This window comes from Chthoniobacter flavus Ellin428 (assembly GCF_000173075.1).
Lineage (GTDB): Bacteria > Verrucomicrobiota > Verrucomicrobiia > Chthoniobacterales > Chthoniobacteraceae > Chthoniobacter > Chthoniobacter flavus.
This window is the reverse complement of record NZ_ABVL01000061.1, coordinates 1-4,449: the sequence shown is the minus strand read 5'-3', so window position 1 is coordinate 4,449 and position 4,449 is coordinate 1. Positions and strand designations below refer to the sequence as shown.

The 4,449-nt window shown below is 61.9% G+C and carries 4 protein-coding genes and 1 pseudogene; 1 reads left to right on the top strand and 4 read right to left on the bottom strand.

What is annotated here, in order from left to right; translation table 11 throughout:
* From tnpB to CFE428DRAFT_RS32590, 4 genes are all read right to left on the bottom strand, one after another.
* Positions 1-212 (bottom strand): IS66 family insertion sequence element accessory protein TnpB (gene tnpB, locus CFE428DRAFT_RS32605; RefSeq protein ID WP_042726309.1); only part of this gene is annotated, 212 nt, incomplete at its 3' end.
* Complete coding sequence (gene tnpA, locus CFE428DRAFT_RS32600; RefSeq protein WP_006982138.1) at positions 206-622, bottom strand: IS66 family insertion sequence element accessory protein TnpA; 417 nt, start codon at positions 620-622, stop codon at positions 206-208. The genes tnpA and tnpB, both read right to left, overlap by 7 nt.
* 471 nt (positions 623-1,093) lie before the next feature.
* Complete coding sequence (locus CFE428DRAFT_RS32595; RefSeq protein WP_006984030.1) at positions 1,094-1,456, bottom strand: hypothetical protein; 363 nt, start codon at positions 1,454-1,456, stop codon at positions 1,094-1,096.
* 90 nt (positions 1,457-1,546) lie between these two features.
* Positions 1,547-3,196, bottom strand: a complete 1,650-nt coding sequence (locus CFE428DRAFT_RS32590) for an alpha-keto acid decarboxylase family protein (protein ID WP_006984029.1) — start codon at positions 3,194-3,196, stop codon at positions 1,547-1,549.
* A 933-nt stretch (positions 3,197-4,129) separates the two neighbouring features.
* On the opposite strand from CFE428DRAFT_RS32590, the pseudogene CFE428DRAFT_RS32585 reads away from it, so the two are divergent.
* A pseudogene (locus tag CFE428DRAFT_RS32585) lies at positions 4,130-4,449 on the top strand (group II intron reverse transcriptase/maturase); the annotation flags it as partial.

Sequence of the window (4,449 nt, the reverse complement as noted above, 5' to 3'; positions counted from 1 at the left end):
AGCCGCTTGATGAGCAGCCACAGTCCGCTGCCATCCCAATAAAGGATCTTCAACCGGGTGTGCCGCCGATTGGTGAAGACAAAGAGCGCTCCCTGGCGCAAGTCTTCGCCCAGTCGCTCGCTGACCAGCCCTTCCAATCCGCTGAAGCTCTTGCGCAAGTCCACTGGCTCCAGCGCCACGAACACCTTCAATCCTCCGGTAAAGCTCAGCATCCGCGGCTCCGTTGCGCGATCAGTGCCAGTAACTCGGCGGCCATCGCCAACTGCGCCGGCGAATGCACCATCAACCGCGCGGCGCCCGGCAGTTCAATCGATAGACCCGCGCCGTTCCCGCCAGTGCGCGTGGCCGCCTCCTCCACGACTGCTTCCCAAAGCCGGATCGGGCCGCCGCCATTCCCAGCCTCCACCGGTGCTCCAGCCAAATGGCTTCCGGCTTTGCGCCGCTTTTGCAGCCAGTTGGCAAACGTCGGATACTTGATCCCGGCCATGGCCGCAAACGCCGACGCGCTCAGCCCGCTGCCGGCAAACTCTGCCAGCAGCGCCTCCCGCCGCTCCTTCGGCACCCGCACCCGTCCGCGTCGATCCTGCTTGAGCACTTTGTCTGTCCCGGTCGTAGATGTCATCGACGCCGATGGTCTGACATCGTTGGCCATCTCCGCTAGAGGTGCTCCAGCGGACGCTTACGGCCTTCCGAGGTGTCGGAAACAATTTTTGCACAATGCAATAACTTCGTCGCTCTTCGACTTACGAATGACGCGGACCAAACATATGTCCGTCGTCTTTTCCCCGATAACGCGAACGGAATCACCGACGTGCTTCCGAACTTAAGTCCGGGCGATTGCATCGTGGTCGGAGATGCTGTTTTGCTGCCGGCGGTAGTTCACATGCCGCTACCGGAGCCTGAGCCGCATTCACGAAGCGTACGGGTCCATGCGGAATGGAAAGAACTTTGGCGTGACGTGACGTTCAAGGATGTGATCTCTCGCTGGAGGGGTGAGTGACCGACTTTGGAGTGCTTTACTGTGTGATGGTGATGATTTGTGCCCGCATGGGTGTGCCCAAATGGAGTTTGGACACGAGAAAAAGACGGATGCTTACGACCCGCTCCAGCGATTGTCGACCAGTGTGCCGGCGAAGCGGAGAAAGATCTTTTTGTTTCGATAAACGATATGCTCGTACTCTGCGCGGAGCTCGTCCGGATTATTCGTTTTCCGCAATGTGACGGTCAGCGTTTCCTTGTATTTTGCCCCCTGAGGCTCGTCTTTTCTTTGATAAACTGGCGATACAACGGTGAAAGGTTTGCCCGAAATCGGAACCTTGATCTTCTGCTCGAACCGAATGCTGGCGTCGTCGCCCAAGGTCCCCGTGTAGATGAATGAGTAAATCCAAAGCTCGGTCGTCTTGTCGTCCGCCAATCGGTTGGAAAAAATCCCCTGACTCCAGATGGCCGATGACATCCGTTCCGCGCACACGGGCCAAGTGCACATTGAAAGCGCAAGGAAGACGCACGCTATTTTCATACGCTGTGGGGGGCGCGTTGGGGATCTCTACCGCTTTCGGCCCAGGCGTTCCGCCAGGCGCTCGGCGAGGCGGCCGAGGGCGGCGCTCTTGTCCATCGGGGCGAGGTGCACGTCGAGCAGGCAGTAGCTTTCGGTGTGCTTGGCCGCGTCGTCGAGGGCGGCATCGAGTTGTTCCTCCGTTTCCACCAGGAAACCGCGGCCTCGGCCGAGGAACTCGGGCAGCTTGTGGTAGTTCCAGTGGAGCACGTCGTTGAAGGGGCCGTCGTGGATGTGGCGCTCGGTGCCGTAGCCGAAATTGTTGAGCACGATGATCACCGGGTTGAGTCCGGCGCGGACGATGGTGGAGATTTCCATCCCGGTCATCTGGAAGGCGCCATCGCCGACCAGGACCACCGGGCGCAGATCGGGCCGGGCCATTTGCGCGCCGAGCGCGGCCGGCACGGCGAAGCCCATGCTCGCATAGTAGGCCGGGCCGAGGAATTCCGTGCGATGACGGATGAGCAGATCGCTGGCCCCGAAGAGGGCGTTGCCGACGTCGGCGACGACGATGTTGCCGTCGTCGAGAAACCGGTTCACGCGCTCGAACAGGCGGGTGATCGTGACTTTCTCGCCGCCGCGTCCGGGCTGGAATTCCGCGGGCTGCGGCGGGTGCGGATGCGGCGCCGGTTCGTGCCGGCGGAGATCGGAGGAAAGCAGGCCGCGGACGAAATCCTGGAACCGCACATTCTCGAAGGTGTGATAGCGAATGGCGAGGCGCTCGCTGGTCGCGGAGATGGATTTCGCCGGGTCGAGCTTGGCGGTGAAGACGCCGAGATTGATGTCGGTCATGAAGGCGCCGAGCAGGAGCACGCAATCGCTCGACTCGACGTACTCGCGGACGTCGTCGCGGCCCATCGCGCCCTCATACACGCCGAGATATTGCGGGTGTTGTTCGGCGACCACGGATTTGCCGAGGATGGTCGCGGCCACGGGAATGCCGGTCTTTTCGACGATCTTGATCAAGTCATCCTGCATGCCGAAGCGGTGCAGTTCGACATCGGCGAGAATGACCGGGCGCCGCGCGCGGTTCAGGAGCATGGTGGCTTCATTCAGCGCCTCGGCGAGGGCATGCGGGTCGCTGGCTTCATGCAGGTCGCGGATGCGATGGTCCGGCCGTCCGGGCAGGGTGGCCATGTCGCGCGGCAGCTCGAGATAGACGGGGCGCTTATAACGCACGGCGGTGTGCAATACGCGATCGATCTCGGCAAAGGCGGTGTCGGGATCCTCCAGCGCGGCGCTGGCCACGGTGATCTGCTCGAAGACGCGCAACTGGGTATTGAAGTCGCGCACCTTGTGGTGGAGCAGGGGATTCTTCTCGCGTTCGTAGAGCCCCGGCGCGCCGCTGATGACGACGACGGGCGATTTTTCCGCGAACGCGCCGGCAATGGGATTGACCACTTTCAAGCCGCCGACGCAGTAGGTCACGCAGACGACGCCGAGGCCATTGACGCGCGCATAGCCATCGGCGGCGAAGCCGGCGCCTTGTTCGTCGCAGGTCACGACGGTCTGGATGGGACTCTTCTGAAGTTGATCGTAAAAGCCGAGGACGTAATCGCCCGGGATACCGAAGACATGACGCACACCGTGAGCTTGCAACCGTTGGATGAGATACTCGCCGATACTGGGGGCTCGATTCATAACGGTAACATACCCTAAATGGGAAGATGGGAATGGCCACAAAAAGGCACAAAAAGCACAAAACAGATGGAGGGCGACGCGAAAGGACGCTACTGACCTGATCACCATGGCTGTGAGGAGGACGATGGATGGAAATCGTTCTTTTTGCGCCTTTTGTGCCTCTTTGTGGCTAACCATTCCGTTTTTGGGCTCACTCCAGGGTGGCGGGGGAAGCCAAGGCGGGGAAGGAAATTGGGCGACCGGCCGCCAGGCTGAGTTCACGATGGGGGCGCAAAGATGGCAAAACGTGCGGCACCCCTGGGAGGGGCGATCTCCAGATCGCCCTGCGTCGCGGAGCGACGCCCATGAGGATGGCGCTGCGCGCGTTGGGCCGGTCGGCGACTGGGAAGTCGCCGCTCGTGTGCCCGGCATGGGCCTGAACTAATCAGATGAAACGAACTGATCGAAACTGATGGAAGTAATCGTAGCCGAACGACAAGGCAGCGACCGCGAGGTCGTGGCTGAAAGAAGTCGCAGGCAAAACTCCGACCGCAGGAAAACGAACTGGCAGCGAGGCCGGGCGTGGGCGACGAGCGTGCGAGCAACCGCGAAGTCCGAAGTCCATCCAGACACGTCAGGTAGAGCCAGGCGGCGCGGAGGGAGAGTTCAGGTTCTTACCCGGGGAGAACTCTGCGGTGAGAGCCGCGGAGTAGTCAGCCGAAGCCGTAGTAGCGAAGAGGCCGGGGAAAGTCGGGAGGAGCGAAGGGCGGAAGCACCAACGAACATGGCTCAACCAGGAGCCAACCAGCGAGGCGAGAGACCTCTGGAACGCGCGGCGTGGCAACTGCGGCCAACTACTGCGGACGGGCACGGCGCGGCAGAACCGGTGGAGCCGGGGCGGGCGGCGTCGGGCGGGGTCGAGTCGAGCTGGTTGAGCGCCGGCGACAGAAAGCCATGATCGAGCAACTGATGGAGGAAGCCGTGAGCCCGGAAAATTGGCACACGGCATGGAAAGCAGTGGTGAGCAACGGCGGTGCGCCCGGCATTGACGGGATGCGCTGCAGCGAGCTCGTGGAACACCTGCAACGCCACGGGGAGGCCATTCGGGCCAAACTGCTGGCGGGTCGGTATACTCCGAGTCCGGTCCTCCGGACGAAGATCCCCAAGCCTGGAGGCGGAGAACGCGATCTGGGCATCCCCACGGTGCTGGATCGTTTCGTGCAGCAACTGCTTTTGCAAGTGCTCACGCCGATCTACGAGCCGCGCTTAGTGCG